The 16,025-nt window shown below is 65.0% G+C and carries 9 protein-coding genes; 6 read left to right on the top strand and 3 right to left on the bottom strand.

Features of this window, described 5'->3' with window-relative positions; genetic code table 11:
• Positions 1–21: 21 nt before the first annotated feature.
• Positions 22–5,046: a hypothetical protein gene (locus ACWCQS_RS21320; protein ID WP_451005863.1), complete on the bottom strand. Its 5,025-nt coding sequence runs from the start codon at positions 5,044–5,046 to the stop codon at positions 22–24.
• A 258-nt stretch (positions 5,047–5,304) separates the two neighbouring features.
• Between ACWCQS_RS21320 and ACWCQS_RS21315 the strand changes: the two genes are divergently transcribed.
• From ACWCQS_RS21315 to ACWCQS_RS21300, 4 genes are all read left to right on the top strand, one after another.
• Positions 5,305–6,543, top strand: a complete 1,239-nt coding sequence (locus ACWCQS_RS21315; RefSeq protein ID WP_451005923.1) for an IS256 family transposase — start codon at positions 5,305–5,307, stop codon at positions 6,541–6,543.
• Positions 6,544–6,949: 406 nt separating this feature from the next.
• Entirely contained in the window at positions 6,950–8,419 is a 1,470-nt protein-coding gene (gene ltrA, locus ACWCQS_RS21310) for a group II intron reverse transcriptase/maturase (protein WP_451005862.1), read from the top strand.
• Positions 8,420–8,435: 16 nt separating this feature from the next.
• On the top strand, positions 8,436–9,050 hold the full coding sequence (locus tag ACWCQS_RS21305; RefSeq protein ID WP_451005861.1) for a hypothetical protein: 615 nt from the start codon (positions 8,436–8,438) through the stop codon (positions 9,048–9,050).
• Entirely contained in the window at positions 9,051–9,416 is a 366-nt protein-coding gene (locus tag ACWCQS_RS21300; protein WP_451005922.1) for an ISL3 family transposase, read from the top strand.
• A 526-nt stretch (positions 9,417–9,942) separates the two neighbouring features.
• Here ACWCQS_RS21300 and ACWCQS_RS21295 read toward each other — a convergent pair.
• Positions 9,943–10,659 (bottom strand): hypothetical protein, encoded by a 717-nt coding sequence (locus tag ACWCQS_RS21295; protein WP_451005860.1) that lies wholly within the window; start codon positions 10,657–10,659, stop codon positions 9,943–9,945.
• Between the two features lie 547 nt (positions 10,660–11,206).
• On the bottom strand, positions 11,207–11,647 hold the full coding sequence (locus ACWCQS_RS21290; RefSeq protein ID WP_451005859.1) for a hypothetical protein: 441 nt from the start codon (positions 11,645–11,647) through the stop codon (positions 11,207–11,209).
• 999 nt (positions 11,648–12,646) lie between these two features.
• On the opposite strand from ACWCQS_RS21290, the gene ACWCQS_RS21285 reads away from it, so the two are divergent.
• Positions 12,647–14,074 carry a S1 family peptidase gene (locus tag ACWCQS_RS21285; RefSeq protein WP_451005858.1) on the top strand — a complete coding sequence of 476 codons (1,428 nt, stop codon included), beginning with the start codon at positions 12,647–12,649 and terminating at the stop codon, positions 14,072–14,074.
• A 1,072-nt stretch (positions 14,075–15,146) separates the two neighbouring features.
• Entirely contained in the window at positions 15,147–15,890 is a 744-nt protein-coding gene (locus ACWCQS_RS21280) for an SOS response-associated peptidase (RefSeq protein WP_451005857.1), read from the top strand.
• Positions 15,891–16,025 lie beyond the last annotated feature (135 nt).

Below are 16,025 nucleotides of genomic sequence, written 5' to 3'. Positions count from 1 at the left end.
GCAGGCAACACCTGAGGGAATTTACCGGACATAGCGCCTCAGCTGGGTCTCGGCGCTGTCGCGGATTTGAACGAGCACCGCCCGTGTGGGGGACGCGATGTCTTTGTGCCGCAGTCTCTCGCTGATCCAACGGGCCACGCCGACGAGGTGGTTCTTCTCGTCCGTGTGAGGGGAGCACGGGCCCGGCACCCAGTGCATGACGATGTTTCTGGCGGCATGATGCATGACCGGGTCCTCGGGCTCCAGGTTCTCAAGGATTTCCATCCAGTCGCCGAGAAAGCCCATGCCCACCAAGCGCGCTCGCCTGAGGCTGGGGTCTGCGCCATCCAGGGTGGCGATCATCCGTGTCAGGTCTTTGTACGCTGTGAAGGCCACGTGGCCGGCCGAGGAGTGTTCCTTGGCCGCCAGCAGGCTGAGGTAACCAATCGCGGCCACGGCGTGGGCCGCCGGCACAACGGGCACGACGCCGTGCAGCGGGTGCGAGTGCAAGACAGTGCTGCTTCGTTCTTGGTTGGCGGGCTGTTGTGCGGCGTCCCGCACGAAACTCAGTGACCGGTGCAGACCCGTACTGGCCGCCAGCATGATGAAGCGGTGAGCGTCCAAACTGGTGGGATCGTCAGGCTGTAACTGCTCGAGTCGATCGCGGCGCTCGTCGCTGAGGGGTACGGGGTCGAAGGGCGGCGCATCCAGCAGGACGTCTGTGGTGCTGAGCAGCTTGAGGATTTCGCTGTCGTCCAGATGCGGTGCCTGTACGAACAGCTCGATCTCAGAGCGATCTGGGACGCTGTCGCGCCACGCGGTGGCCCACGGCCAGTACAGGCTTGGTTGGCGGCCCGGCTTTCGGGCGGCGTCATCAACGAGCAGTGCTGCTCTCGGTCGGGCCTCCAAGTCGTGATTGCTTACGGCGCCCACGAGCGCGGACAGCGGCTCAAGGTAGCCCTCGTCCAGTCGGCTTGCGTAGGAGCGCACGATTTCATCTACGGCCGACATGTCGTCGCCGTTCAGTGTGTGCACGAACCCGGCGAGGGCGAGCAGCCGTGCAGGGGCAGCGGTAGCCGCAAGCTGTTGCACCTGCTCCACGTGCAGTGTTTCGCCGCGGTGCAGCAGCATGTGGCAGGCCAGTAGTGCCTTGGAGTCGTCATCCCCTTCCAGCAGCTGCCGCCAGTGGGTGACGTCCTCGTGAAGTAGCAGGTGAGCCAGGCCGCTGTCGGTGCTGCACTGTTCTGCTGCGGTGATGAGCAGCTGGTGCCAGGTGGCGTCGTCCGCCAGTCCGGTCCGGAAGCGGTACTCCAACAGGGCGGCCAGGTGTCCGTGCCCGGCCAGAACAGTCAGGATCTCCCGCTGTTCCAGGTGCAGTTGACGGACGGCGGTGGCATCAGCGCTGCCGGCTAGTTCTTCCATGGTCTGCGGCAGTCTTCGTATGCAGGCCGCGACGTACGTCTGCTGCAGAGCTCTGCTGGGGCGGACCTCCATCTGGGCCAGCGCCTTCCATGCCTGGCGCATGACCGGCCAGGGCGTGCCCTCGCGGATCCGGTCCCACACATACCCGACCAGTCGATGCAGTCCCGTTGTGGCGATCGAGCGGACCGCCCGTACGGTCAGGTCCTCATCCAACTGGTCTGGCTGGGCGTCCAGCAGAGAGCTGAGTACTTCAGTGAGAACCTGCTCGGCCTCCGGTACGAACCACTGGTGCATCATCACCAGGCCGTCCAGCGCTTCTGCTGCAGCAGGGGCTTCGCTGCCCCGCATGGCTGTCGCCTTCAACGCCTGCAGAGCCTGGGGCGTGCCGTACTTAGCGAAGCCATAGGCCGCCTGCCGCCACGCCGGCTGCCCGCTGTCCTTGGCCTCCAGCTGTGTGGTGAGGGTTGTCAGCAGCCGGTCTCTAAGATCACCGAATTTGTTCGGTGGGGCGGCCTGCAAGAGCCACGCCCCGTACACAAGGTTGGCATCCAAGGCGGTTTGCAGGATGTCTCTGACGGTGCTCTCAGGCGTCTGCGGATTCGCCACGAGCAGCTGTGCGGCTTCGCGCCAGTGGAACTGCAGGATGCGGTCGGCGACCTTCTCCGCGTCTTCGTCCTGGGCCAGGACTGTCGCGGCGAAATAGGCGTGGATGATGGGGTTGTCGAAGGTGACCCACCGGCGGGACGGATCGGTGACGATGGCAGTGGTGCGCAGCAGCGCTTCTAGTGTCTCCAGCGCGTTGGGAGGCCTCAGCCGCTCGAGCGATTTCACGGCATCGTCGTAGCGGATGGCTGCGCCCAGTTCATCCATGTCGCCTGCCAGATGCGCCAACAACCTCATGCGGCGCTCGATCTCTGTGTCGTCTGCGTCCTTGATCAGGCCTCTTGTGTACTCCTCTACGAGCTTGCCGGGATTGGTGGTGCTGAATGTGCGTTCCTTCAGGTAGTGATCGACCATGATGCTGAGGAACAGCGGCTTGGTCGCGAGATCGCGCAGGCCACCGGCTTCCGCGTCCCCGAAGATCGCTTGATACAGGACTTTCACCCGCGAACGCCAGGTGCCTTGATCGTCCTGGCGCAGCCGGTCTTCGATGTACTCACGTGCTTGAGGGGCCCTGACCTTGTGCAAGGCAATGGCCGGCCACCTGAGCACATCAGGCTGATAGTCCCCGGCGCGCTGACACACCGTGATCCGTGCGGCGGGGTACTCGTCACTGCACTGCTTGATCCATGCCAGGACGTACGGCTTCTCACTGGCGTCGACCTTGTGAAGATCGTCCAACACCAAATGGACGGCGCCGAGGCGAAGCATCAACGCCACCACGGGCTCAGCGACATCCTGCAGGTCGGCACAGCTACGTATCAGCTGCACAGATGTCGGCTCCCCCGGTGCTGCCGGTACGTCCTGGGCGGCCTTTGGGGAGCAAGTCCGCCCGGTCCGGAGGTACTCACTGATCCGCAACGCACTCAGCTCAAGCGGCCAGCACAGCGGCAGATTGTCCTCGGCATGATGCTGCGGTTCCACGCCACCTCGCAGCAGCCGGGCCTGCAGCTCCCGGGTGGTCGCAGTCTTACCGCCACCACAGTCGCCGACCAGGACGCACCGCCGCGCGTCCCACAGCAGTTCCATGGCAGGGCTGGGCCCCATGGCCAGTGCGCCCTCACCCTGCTGTATCAGCGGCTCGCCAGGGCGCAGAACGCGTCCGGTCAGCGTGATGAACGGGGCCAGAGGCCGCCGTTCATCACGTTGCTTGCTCAAACGGGGGCGCAACGGACCGTGGAAAACGGCCTGCACCAGTTGTGGGTCGGCCTCTGTGGCTTTCTCTCCCGCCGCCCAGCTCGCCTCGCGGGCGCTGATCAGCAGGTCGATGGCGCCAGGCCGGTGGGCCTGCCCGGAGTCCAAGAGCGCTTGGATGAACGCGGTGACCTGGCCAGGTTCCCACGTCTCGAACAGAACCGAGGGCGCCTCGTCGAGCGCCTCGGCTGCCACCCCGGCCGCCGTGGCGCATACGGCAACTCGGTGTGGACTTTGCTCTTCCTCTGGGAACTTCAGCGGCCGCAGCGCTGCCAGCGTGAGGTACTCGAAGAGATGGCGCTGCGCGTCCTCGGGTGCGGAGTGTTGTTGCTCCAAAGCCAGAGCAGCGTGCCGGATCTCCCACAGCAGGGCGAGACACCTGCCGAGGTGAGCCGGGCAGGTGTCGACCACTGCTCCGAGGATCTTGTCCAGGCAGTCACCGTCGATGGAAACCGACAATTTACTCAAGACAGCCAGCTGTCGCTGAAGACAGACCAGGTCACGCCAGGTCATCCCCGCACTCTCGAGCTCACGCAAGGAACAGATCTCAAGCCAGGCATAGTCCGTAAGCGTCAGGCCAGCCGGACGCGCAGCCGCGAAGTCGATCAGATAGGTGCGACCGTCGCGGACCAGGACATTGCGCGGATTGAGGTCGCCGTGCACAGCGCTGACCACGCGCGGCTCCATACCCACGGACACGACGCCGTACAGCCTGCGCAGTGGATGGGCGACGGACACCTTGTCACACGCCAGGTCGTCCTCGGTCTCCTCAACGTGCCCGAACGCCGCGAGCGCCGTCTTCAGCAGGTGGGAGCGGAGTTCGGCTCGCGTGTGGACGACGTTCGCACTGACCTGGAGCCGGTCAGTGCCGCCCAGTTCGGTCTTGAGGTCTTTCTTGAGAGCGTTGCCTCGCGCTACGGCCTCTACATGGGCGCGGCCGATACACCCGGTGACCTTGTCGTGATGCAGGGTCGGCTCGTCGATGGCAAGGGTCACCCGGCGTCCTGCGGACAGCTTGCGGCGCGTGCCAGGAGGCGAGCAGGAACTCAGGAGTACCTCGTCGCTGGTGCATCGTTCGGCTTCGACTTCGTCCCGGCTCGGAGCGGTGATCCCCAAGTCCAGATGAACATCCTCGTCGTCCCGAGGTTTGACCCGTTCGAATTGCAGCTGCAGGTCCGTTCCCAGGGTCTGGTTCAGGGAAGCCAGTGAGAGGGTCTCGCTCTGTAACGGGCGGTGGAACTGGCAGGCTAAGTCCTGCATCACCTGCCGTAGCGATGTACACGCGGACTCCATGTGCGCCTCGTCGGCAACACCGTGCGCGATGACTTCTTCTAGGGCCTGGGTCTGACCTCGGGCCCCGTGCCGGTCCTCCAGATGCTGGTAAACGACCACCTGGCGGCCTTGGGCATAGGCGCTCGTCTCGCTGGCGTCCAGCACTCCTCTGCTCGCTGCGACGATGCTCAGATGCATCGTGAAGCGTTCGGGCTTGGTCACCGAAGCAGTGGCTTGGTATTCCTTGATCGCTTGCTTGCGGTTGGACAGCTTGGCCACGTGGAGGTGGCTGTCGCCATCGTTTAGCAGCAACCGGACCTCGATGACCTCTGAGCCACTTCGCCCGCCGGCGAGTCGGCGCAGCACGCGCACTTCTTGCAGGTCGCCCGGCCAGTGTCCTTGCTGGGACGGATCACTACCGCACGGAATGTTCCGCAGGGCATCCCGGATCTCACCCTGGTCTGACGCTTCGATACCGCACGCCGGATCGAATTCGACAGCCCAGTCCCGTTCGCGCACGCTCTCCCCCTCAACCGACCGGCAAGACACGCCGTGTATCGGCCCTATCACAGGCGGCGAGTGTAGCGGCTCGCCGCATATGCCTCCCCCGCTTGCACACGAATTGACGAAAGCGGCCGGCGCACGGTTGCGTCCATGGAGATGGTGTACGGGTTCGACCTGATCCGGGGGTTTGCTCCGGCGTCGGGATGATGCCCGCATAGACGAACGGCCACCGGCTGATCTTCGAGGTGTCGAAGCCCGAAGGAGATCAGCACGATAACCGCACCCGACAGTCTGCCCCTGCACGCTCTCGCGGAAGACAACCTCGCCGCGGCGAGTCCCGATCTGCTGCGCGCGATGGTCAAGACGTTCGCCGACGCACTCATGTCCGCCGAGGCCGACGCCCTCTGTAACGCCGAATACGGCCAGGTCAGCGACGAAAGAGTCAACCACCGCAACGGATATCGCCCGCGCGAGTGGGACACCCGCGCTGGCACCGTTGAACTCGCCATCCCCAAGCTCAGGTCCGGCAGTTACTTCCCGCACTGGCTACTGGAACGACGACGCCGGGCCGAGCAGGCCCTGGTCTCGGTGGTCGCCACCGCCTACCTGCTCGGTGTCTCAACCCGCCGCGTCGAGAAACTTGCCGAGTCCCTCGGCGTCACGCAGCTGTCGAAGTCCCAGGTGTCCGCGATGGCCAAGCACCTGGACGAGCAGGTCGCCGCCTTCCGTAACCGGCCACTGGAGGTCGGACCCTACTCATTCGTTTGGGTCGACGCGCTGACCCAGAAGGTCCGTGAGGGCGGCCGCATCATCAACGTCCACGCCCTGATCGCGGTCGGCGTCAACGCCGACGGGCACCGCGAGATCCTCGGCCTGGACGTCGCCACCGCCGAGGACGGCGCCGGCTGGCTGGCATTCCTGCGCTCGCTGATCGCCCGCGGTCTGACCGGCGTCCAGCTCGTCATCTCCGACGCTCACGCCGGCCTGGTGGACGCCATCGGCGCCGTGTTGCCCGGTGCCTCGTGGCAGAGATGCCGCACCCATTACGCCCGCAACCTGCTCTGCCAGGTTCCCAAGTCCGCCCAGCCCTGGGTCGCCACGCTGCTGCGGACCGTCTTCGAACAACCCGACTCCGATGCGGTCCAGGCCCAGATGAGGCACGTCCTCGAGGCCCTGGAGGCCAAGTTCCCCAAGGCCGCCGAACACCTCGACACCGCCCAGCACGAACTGCTGGCCTTCACCGCCTTCCCTCGCGAGATCTGGCGGCAGATCTGGTCGAACAACCCGCAAGAGCGGCTGAACAAGGAGATCCGCCGCCGCACCGACGTGGTCGGGATCTTCCCCGACCGCTCCGCCGTGATCCGCCTGGTCGGCGCGGTGCTGGCCGAGCAGAACGACGAGTGGACCGAGGCCCGCCGCTACATGGGACTCGACCTGCTGGCCAAGGCCCGCCTCCACCCGATCGAGTCAGAAACCGACGAGGCCGTCCTGCCCACCGAAATCACCGCATAGCCTCAACACGAGATCACCGAGTGGCCGTCGATACACCACTCCAGCGGACGTGACCCCTGGCGGATCTGGGCTGGTTGCGGTGCGTGCTCGTCTTTCTTCCAGGACGGGCAACTTCCGGGTCGTGATTGCCAGACGATCCGGGAGGCCACGGTGAAGTGCTGCGGGGTAGCCGTGGCGGGGCCGCGGGGGTATAGCCGGGTGCCTACTCCGACGAGCGATCAATCAGTGAACACGGGAACCTCCCCGGCTTCGCCTGCCGTCCGAGCCGCCAGCACGGACGAGTTGGGCTGGGCACACCGTCTGCCGAGCAGGCCGTGGGAGGGGCGGAGCCGCCGTAGTACTCCGAGCCGGGGAGAGCCCGGCACATGGGGAAGGGCGGCAGCGAGATCGCAAGGGAGGTACTGCAATGTCCGAAGAATCCGGGGTGGATACCCCGGTCGCGTGGCCAGCGGCCGAATTCGCTGAACTACGGGTACGGAGAATGCAGATCAAACTGCACCGCTGGGCGGTAGCCGATCACGGCTTCCGGTTCGACGATGTGTTCAACTTCGTCTGCGACCCAGCCGTCTTGGTGATGGCCTTCGAACGGGTTGCGGGCAACAAGGGAGCCCGGACAGCGGGCGTCGACGGCCAACGCGCCGCCGACGTCCAGGAGTCCGGGGTGACAGCGCACCTGAACCGCATCCGTTCGGCGCTGAAGGCTGGGACCTTTCGGCCCCTGCCGGTGCGGGAGCGGATGATCCCCAAGTCCGGTGGGAAACTGCGCCGGGTGGGGATCCCGACCGTCACCGACCGGGTGGTGCAGGCCCCGCTGAAGCTGGTCCTGGAACCGATCTTCGAGGCGGATTTCCGTCCGTGTTCGTATGGGTTCCGGCCCAACCGGCGTGCGCACGACGCGATCGCTGAGATTCACCTGTTCGGTTCCCAGGGATATCGCTGGGTGCTGGACGCTGACATCGAGGCGTGCTTCGACCGCATCGAACACGCGGCCCTGATGGACCGTGTCCGAGCGCGGGTGAAGGACAAGCGAGTGCTGGCGCTGGTGAAGGCGTTCCTCAAAGCCGGGATCATGACCGAGCTCGGCGAACGGAACGAGACCACCTCCGGAACACCGCAAGGAGGCATCCTCTCGCCCCTGCTGGCCAACATCGCGCTGTCCGCGCTCGACGACTTCGCCGCCGAGCAATGGTCAAGCGTGATGACGACCCGGCGGGATCGCGAACGACGACGGCACCGGGGCCTGCCGACCTGGCGACTGGTCCGCTACGCGGACGACTTCGTCATCATGGTCCACGGCACGAAGGAGCACGTCGAAGAGCTTCGCGAACAGGTGAGTGCGGTCCTGGCGCCGATGGGCCTGGTCCTGTCACCGGCCAAGACCCGGATCGTCCATCTTGCGGACGGGTTCGACTTGCTCGGTTTCCGCATCGTTTGGATGCGGAAGCGGGGGACGGACAAGTGGCAAGTCTATACCTTCATCGCAGACAAGCCGGTCGCGTCGCTGAAGCGGAAGATCAAGGCACTGACCCAGAGGTTGTCGCATCTCGATTACAAGATGGCGCTGATCCGGATCAACCAGATCCTGCGCGGCTGGGCCAACTACTTCAAACACGCGGTCGCCAAGCACACCATGGCCCGCCTGCACACCTTCGTCTGGTGGCGGCTGGTCCGCTGGGTGATGCACCGGCACCGCATGACGTGGACGGCCATCCGGCGATGGCTCCGAGGCCCGCAAGGGCGTTGGAAGCTCATCGAGTTGGACGGGATCACGCTGTTCCACCTCGGCAAGGTGCCGATCACTCGGTATCGCTACCGGGGCAACAGCATCCCCTGCCCTTGGCCGGACGCCCTGTCCGACCCGATCCCAACGACATGATCTCGTGGAGAGCCCGGTGCTCGGAGACGGGCACGCCGGGTTCGGCGGGCGGGCCGGGGAAACCCACCGGGAGCAATCCCGGCAGGGCGCCCCGGTCCGACCCAACAACCTGGCCGAGGCCGTCGAGAAGACCGTCGTCCGCCACCGCGCCCTACTCCGCGAGCCGGGCCACAAGGCCACGCCCATGGCGCCACCGACGGACCGGGCGGAGCTGGAGGAGAAGTCGCTGGCCGAGCCGCGCACCTCAGGACGCCTGTCCGATCGGGTGCGGCGGCAGCACGCCACCGTTCATCAACTGCTAGATAAAGGCATGGCGTTACGGGCCATCGCCTGCGAGCTCAGACTGAGCCGCACCACGGTCCGCCGTCTTGCGCACGCGACCACCCAGACGAGCTGCTGGTCGGTCAATGGACGGGCCGCACCAGCATCCTGGACCCCTACAAGCCCTAACCTCCACCAGCGCTGGGCCGAGGGACGCACGAATGCCACCCGTCTCTTCGGCGAACTCCAAGAGCGCGGCTACCGCGGTGGCATCACCATCGTCCGCGAATACGTCCGGCGGCTCCGAGATGTCTTCCCGCACGACGACCCGCCCCGCAAGGATCCGTCCGTGCGCGACGCGACCGCGTAGATCACCCGCCGCCCCGAGAATCTCGATTACGACCAGGCCCAGCAGCTCAAGGAGATCCTCGCCCGCTGCCCGGAGCTCGACCGGACCACCGAACACGTGCGGGAGTTCGCAGAGTTGATGAACAACCGCCAGGGCCGGAACCTCGGCCAGTGGATCGAGCGCGTCCAGGCCGACGACCTGCCCGTCCTTCACAGCTTCGTCAGCGGCCTCGGCCAGGACCTCGACGCGGCTGTCGCCGGGCTCAGCCTGAGCTACAGCTCCGGCGCCGTCGAGGGACACAACAACAAGATCAAGATGCTCAAACGCCAGGTGTTCGGCCGCGCCAACTTCGACTTCCTCCGCAAGCGGGTTCTTCTCGCGGCATGAGGGCCGTTCATGATCGCGCTTGTGATGACCATCCGTGGCTCCGGCACTGAAAGTGATCCACAACCGACAACCGCACCCTCGACGAACGGCTCAAGGCCGCCCGCGCCAAACTCCGCTTCCAAGACCGCCGCGTCGCAGACCTCGAAGCCCAACTCGCCTCTCCCGACGGGTGATCACACCCAAGCCGATGCCTCGTGGCGGATGGCGGCATCGGCCGGCTGTCCCGGCTCAAAGATCGGCACCACCACGCAGAGCTCGGGGGTGAGGGCGCGGCTTCGACAACCTTGATCATCGGGGGTCGCGCTCGTCGCCTCCAGCCCGGACACCTCGTATTGCCTCAGTACTCACGCGCATGATCAGCCCATCTCGCCGAGCGGGAACCATCGACCCTGGTGACGCACCCACCAGCCATCGTCACGCGCCCGTGACCAGCACATCTACAATGATCAACCCGACTTTGAAATCGCCCTGCCAGCGGGGGAACTTCAGTTTCGAGCTGCAGAGTTGGCGGTGGTGATCTCGGGTTTCACGGGGTGAGTTGTTTGGCGATCCTCAGGAGTTCGGCTTCGTGGAGGTCCTGATCCGTGGTGTTCACGATGAATGTGTAGGTCCCGTTCGTCCATGTCACGCTGCTATTGGAGTCCGGGGTGAGCCCACCGATCCACCCGTGGATGGACTCCGGAGTGCCTGCGGCACTCACTGTGAGAGTTCCGGCGATTTGCGTGATACTCAAAGACGCCTTCTCCGAGGCGCGGTGGTAGAAACGGGTCCAGGCGGAGCCCGAGCTCCGGGTCCGAATGAATGATGGCAGCAGGTCATGCTGGCTGAAGTCGCTCCACTGCACGTGAGTGGCCGGCGAATAGCCTGGCGGGAGATACCGCGCGTTGGCCAGCCGCTTCTGGTCGAAGGGAGCAATGCTCCAACCGTTACCGGCGTCTACCAGCCGTCGTGTCCCTAGCGGAGACTGCAGCGTCGTGGTGATCTGCTCGTCGATCCTGTTGCACTGACGCCGGAGATCGACATCGCCTTCCTTCAGTTCCAAGGTGACGGAATCGCGGGATTCGCTCGCCACCAGTTGGGGCGGGTCCTGCTGGCATGGGGCCCGGCTCTCCAGGGTGGTGATGGTGCGGCCGTCACCACTCACCAGTATTTCACCCAAGGACCCCTCGCCATGCCTGTGATCTTTCGTGATCCATGAAGTCACGACAAGGGCGAGAGCAGCCCCTACGGCAACGGCGCACATGATGCGTAGGGTCCGATTGAGCCTTTTCAGGTTCACGGTCGCGCTCCAAGTGGGTGAGTGAGCCAGCTCCCTGGCTTCATTCGATGGGTCGTGCAGCCCTCGGGGCGACACCCCAGCTTCGCGTCATACAGGTTCAACGGCTCATCCAAGTCGAGATAGAGGAGGGGACGGCTCACCAAGGTGCTCCTCCTCTCAACCAGGCCGTACGGGGTGCGATGAGCGTAGCCCGGTTCACCGCCACGGGACCCTCTGTCTCTCACGTGACCTCGACTGATCATTCACGCGTGACATCAATGACGGCGCACGGAGGTGGATCCCGGTGACCGTCCACAGATTGAGGAAGGCAAGGATTCGCCCCGAAGTCCAAGAACCCAACCAGCCCACAAGGGGCGGGTCGTCTTGTGTACTCCGCCGCATGACTTTGGGGCCATCACTGAGCCGTCCCAGGCATACCAAGGCCGAAAACCGATGCCCGGCGGTCCCGCTCTGTCCGACCTGATGCCTTGTCCTAGTCGAGCGGCAGAGTCCTGCACCCGCAGGGCTGCCATCACCCAGCCGGGGGTTCTACGGCCACGACCTGAATCCGGTCACCGAATTCCGCGCCCAGCTCGCGCTTGGCCCGTTCCAGGTCGCCGTTAACACCGACCTCCACGACCCCACGGGTGAATGCGAGCTCATCCCCTCCGCTGCTGACCCTGACGATGCGGTAACCGGTGGTGTGACCCACAAGCGGCACCAGGCGGTCATGTGTCGCCCGCATCTCCTTCCTGGACCGCGGTGCGTCCTGGAGATCGACGTGCACCCCCAGTCCGAGCCTGGCGAGGGCAGCATCGAAGCGCGCCTCCGCTTTGCGGTAAACGATGACGCGGTCGCCAGCAGTGTCGACCTCCACCCCGGTATAGGTGTCCGGGAAGGAGCCACCCAGTTGTTCGATCGAGTCCGCGGCCCGATGGAGTGCCGCTTCGTTAGCCGGCCCGGATTTCCCCATGGACGGGTGGGCGACGGGGCTCGAGCCAGTAGACGGGGTGCCGGTCCGCGGAAGTACGGACGGTGCGGCAGACACCATGCTCGCGGGGGCGCCGGCGGACTGCCGACTATGCTGCCCACAGGCAGCCGTGAGCAGGACAGTCATCGCGGCCAGACTTATTCCGATCGCGCGCACGGATGCATGGGCGTGTGGCATGGGCGGGCCCTTACTTCGACAGGTCAGGGAATAACGCTGGTTGACGTCGGGAGTTGTGAGATTTCACCGCGCTTCCGGAGGCACCCGGATCGATGGCGACGCGGAGATTCCGGCGATCGTACCGTTCGGTCCACGCGCTGATCGCACGCTCCCTATCGGTCAAGGGCGGCCCGGAATGCCGGGGTGGGACGGGAGGTGTCGACACGGTCGAGCAGAGCAGCGGCGACGACACACCCCGGGCCGATCCAAACCTTCGCGCGACGTGGCAGGCACGCCACGTGCCCGTTGAGACGCAAGTTCTCTCCCTCGTGCTGGTTCGTCGCCACGGTGCCAGACGACTCAGGACCAGCGCAACAGGCCTCAGCCATCGCCGTGCTGGTAGTCCGTACGGAGGGAAGCGTGCCACGTCGTGCCACGTGGCTGGGCCGGGTCCTGCGGGGAACCGATGCGACAGCGCTGGGCGCACGGGCGGAAGTGGGGCCACCGCCAACGAGGGTGAGCCAATTACCGGCGGATGCGTCTCGGGCCCGCCCGCGCCTGACTGATCGGACCGTCTCTGGGCCGCGCGAGCGAGCCAATGCCATTCCCACGTTGCCAGGCGACGATACGGACTAAACCGACCCTAGACCGCCGCTTCGCCTCAAATGATTTTGCAATAGATTAAGTTGCTTATTTTCGACACACATTTTCGACGCTCACCATTTCCTTACTTACGAGCCCTGCGGGTGCCTGATAGCGTGCGCCAAGATCGATTGCGAATCATGTAATCGAGCTTGGTGAACCATCTCTCCCAGGGGGGAAATCATGAGTGGTAGAACCGCCAAACGCCGGATACGAGGAGGTCTCGCTGTCTCGCTGCTGGCAGCAATCCCGCTCGTGGTCACGAACTTCGCCGACGCCTCTCCGTCTGCAATCCCCGGGGAAGCGGCCAAGGTTGCCGCCAATCAGACTGCTGATGGTCCCCCGCCAGGGACATCTCTCCAAGACATCCAGCTGATGAACAACCAAGTGGTCCTCCACAAGATTGCCGACCAGATCACAGAGGGAAAGGGCGAGGTCGACGCAGCTCAAATCCCAGGGTACACGGATATCGAGGTCATTCCGGCGCAGATGCACATTCGCCTGCATTGGAAAGGCGAGGTACCAGCCTACGTCAAGAAGATCCTCTCGTCGCTTCCGTCCGGCGTTACCGCTGAGGTCGTACCCGCCAAGTATTCCAAAGCAGAGCTTCACGCGGCTCGGGAAAAACTGATCGCGAACGGCAAACTCAAGAATATCGCTTCGCACTTGACTTCGGCCCCCAGTCGCATCACCAGCATCGCGCCCGCCGTCGACGGAAGTGGGCTGGACATCGGCTACGACGAAGACCGGGGAGTCGGTAAGCGCGACGACCACGATCCTCTCGCGCCCACCGCGCGGCAGGACAAAACCCGTGAGGTCAAGGCCGCAGCCGACAGTGAAACCGGCGTGGAAACGCACGTCCAGTACCAACCTCTGGCCATCGATGCCTCGACCCGCCAGGTGGACGCCTCGCCTTGGTGGGGAGGAGCGGGCCTTCAGACGCCAGGCGGCACCATCTGCTCCACGGGGTTCGGCGTGACGACGGCGGGTGGGCGGAAGCTCATCACGACCGCCTATCACTGCGGTAATGGGAGCTTCCACACCTGGGGGTACGGCGGAAACGGCCCACATAATTACGTCGGCTCGACGAACATGGGGGACCAGTCGGACATCTACGACGTTTCTGGCCTCACTCCCGGAAGTGGCTTGTCCGGTGCCCACGTCTATGACGGCGCCTGGGACGACACGAGCGGTTACTCGAAGGCCGTCTCGGGATGGGAGCACAACTACGTAAATGAGCAAGTATGCACATCCGGTGCCAACGGAGGTGTGCACTGCGGCGTCTACATCTCGCAGACAGACATAGGTGTCACGGGCAGTAATGGCATCTACCGGCCGGATGTCGATTTGGCGTACTCGGGAAGCGCCGGCGGCATCGCCGCGGTCAACGGGGACAGTGGCGGTCCAGTGTTCAGCGGCATCTCAAGTGGCTGGAAAACCGACGCAGCTCGGGGCACGATCACCGCTCTCGACACCACAACGAACTGCAATGGTCAGAGCACTGCGGACTCCTGGCAGCGCACCGCGTGGTGCTTTCACGGGGTGTATTACGTGCCCATCTCCGTGACCCTGTCCGTCATGAACTGGACGATCAACACCAGCACCAGCTGATCCACAAGGCTTCACGGCCCGTCACCGAGGTTCGTCACTCGATGGCGGGCCACCTGCGTCGCCCAGCCCCTCCGACAGGGAAAGGCGACTTCAAAATCGAGTTGATCTTGTAGATGTGCTGGTCACGGGTGCGTGACGGTGGCCGGTAGGCGCGTCACGCACGCAACGAAGCCCCCGTTGAGGACGGATCACCTTCCCAAGTCACCGTTCACAACGGAGCTTCGAAGCCGTCAGTTTCCCAACATCTGCCCGGTCAAGTCGCCCAATCGTCCGGCTCAGTGCCCGCGTCACCACGGGGTTCAGCGCCCGGCTCGCACCGAGCGGAGCGACCATCCGGAGCCTGATCATCCGCATCTGCCCCGGTGACCTGGCCGACCTGGAGCACGACCCAGCGGGCGCCAGCTCGCCTGCCATCGACGGTAAGACGGCACGCGGCTCGCCCACCAGCGACAGCCCGGCCTCCACCAGCACCGCACACCGAGCGATAGCGACCCTCCGCACCCACACCATCGGCCTCATCCGCCAGGCCGGACGAACATCACCGCCGCCACACCACTAGCATCCGCGAGTCGACCACGCACTCCAACTACTCGATCTCGAAGCCTGAGAACACATCCGTCCTGGTAGACGGGCCGCTCCCTGAGACCACTCGGACGAGCTACGACAGCGATCCCAACTTCCCGTCGCTGACATGTAATCTGTGCATCGTCGCAGTTCCGAGCCGGTATTCGAGCTCCTGCGGTCGGTAGTCGAGGTTAAACAACTCGGTTGGGTAGACAGGGCACCGCTGTGTCGCGGCCGAAGGTCGCGGGCAGTGGCCCGGCCGGGGCAGCTTGCTGCGCAGGTCGCCCGGGGCTCGTTCACTTCACGTCGCAGCCCCGGCGGGAAACCGCAGATACACCGGGAACGGACAGCTGCGGGGCGGCGATGGGGGCCGTGTCTTGCCTCGCAATAATGCAGAGTCCAATTATGATTATGCATGTAGAGACTCTGCTATCTACTGGTCTGCTTCCTCAACTCGACACAACGGTGGCACCGCGGCAGGCAGAGCGGATGGTGGGAGAGTGGCTGCATGTGCGGCCGATACGCTTCCACCCGCAAGCCCGAGGACCTGGTCCAGCTCTTCCACGTCACCGACTGGCGTGCGGAAGAGACGCTCGCGCCGAACTGGAATGTGGCCCCGACGAACGACGTGTGGGCCGTTCTTGAACGCACTCCACGCGACAGCGACGAGTCCGGGGAGGTGGGCAGGGAGCTGCGGCCGTTGCGCTGGGGCCTCGTGCCGTCGTGGGCGAAGGACATGAAGATCGGCGCGCGGATGATCAACGCCCGTGTGGAGACCTTGCACGAGAAGCCCGCCTTCCGCCGCGCATTCGTCAAGCGCCGCTGCCTGCTGCCAGCCGACGGCTTCTACGAGTGGCACCAGATCAAAGACCCGGCAACCGATAAGATCCGCAAGCAGCCGTACTTCATCCATCCTGAGGACGATCGGGTGATGGCGCTCGCCGGGTTGTACGAGTACTGGCGCAACCCAGAGGTCGACCACGACGACGACCCCACGGCCTGGCTGATGACCTGCACCATCATCACCACCGAGGCAACCGACGCCGCCGGCCGCGTGCACCCTCGCATGCCGCTCGCGCTCACCCCCGACCACTACGATGCCTGGCTCGACCCCTGTCACCAGGACCCCGACGACCTACGTGCCCTCCTGGACCAGCCCGCAGGCGGCCACCTTGACGCTCGCCCCGTCTCCACGGCCGTCAACAACGTCCGCACCAACGGCCCTGAGCTACTCGAAGAGGTCCATCAGTAGCGACCGCCGAGCTGCGCGGCGCCTCCACGTAGAACCCGCTGCTCGCGCCTCACGGCTTGTGGCCTGCCCGGGACGACGTGCGCTGGGTCCCGGACAGGCTCCGCTCCCACTCTGCGGGGAAGCGCGGCTCGGCGC

It is taken from the genome of Streptomyces sp. NPDC002076 (assembly GCF_053593835.1).
This window is presented reverse-complemented; position numbering and strand designations above follow the sequence as displayed.

What these genes read in the sequence shown, in the direction of transcription:
- ACWCQS_RS21295 (WP_451005860.1), bottom strand. Translation starts at nt 10,659, where the DNA reads ATGTGCGCCGTTGCCGTAGGGGCTGCTCTCGCCCTTGTCGTGACTTCA.
- ltrA (WP_451005862.1), top strand. Translation starts at nt 6,950, where the DNA reads ATGTCCGAAGAATCCGGGGTGGATACCCCGGTCGCGTGGCCAGCGGCC.
- ACWCQS_RS21280 (WP_451005857.1), top strand. Translation starts at nt 15,147, where the DNA reads ATGTGCGGCCGATACGCTTCCACCCGCAAGCCCGAGGACCTGGTCCAG.
- ACWCQS_RS21290 (WP_451005859.1), bottom strand. Translation starts at nt 11,647, where the DNA reads ATGGGGAAATCCGGGCCGGCTAACGAAGCGGCACTCCATCGGGCCGCG.
- ACWCQS_RS21285 (WP_451005858.1), top strand. Translation starts at nt 12,647, where the DNA reads ATGAGTGGTAGAACCGCCAAACGCCGGATACGAGGAGGTCTCGCTGTC.